We start from the raw sequence: 538 nt of genomic DNA, 5'->3' as shown, positions 1-538 counted from the left end.
TTAGATGATCATGACAAGCTTGGTAAAGCAAACGCTCTTTGGTTTCGTGTTCATTGTTAGCGATTGAGCGAAACAGCGCATAAAACGCTGCTTGAACGATCAGAAAGACGATGCAGTAAAACGCAAATTGGCTGTAAAAGCCGCGCTTAATGAAGCCCAAATCGGTTGACGACGCCGCCCATAAGCCATAATCAGGAAGGTATTTGAGTGTGATTAATTCATTCAAACGTTGGGTGTCGACGACGACATTGATTGCTCGGGTTAGCTGTTTTACTTGGTCGGTATCCCAGCCGTAGTCTTGCTGGATTTGATCCAATAAGGCTTGTTTATTTAAATCATCGGCGGGCTTTTGATAGTCCTTGATCGTGGTGTCTTCAGATGAGCTAAACGTAAGGTAGCCGTCGTTTCTAATTAGGGACACGCGATTGTGTTCATTAGCATGAATGTCGTTACGAAACACTGACGATGTATTCATGTTAAAGCCAGCCGTCATTACCGCTTGTACTACGCCATTTTTATCTGGAATCGCTTTACGAAT

1 pseudogene is annotated in these 538 nt (G+C 43.7%); it reads right to left on the bottom strand.

Annotation, left to right across the window (positions count from 1 at the left end):
* Positions 1–538, bottom strand: a pseudogene (locus tag R7O13_RS30285) (GGDEF-domain containing protein); the annotation flags it as partial.

Source organism: Vibrio sp. Y176 (assembly GCF_033438945.1).
The sequence above is the reverse complement of the archived record's forward strand: the minus strand, read 5'-3'. Positions and strand labels throughout refer to the sequence as shown.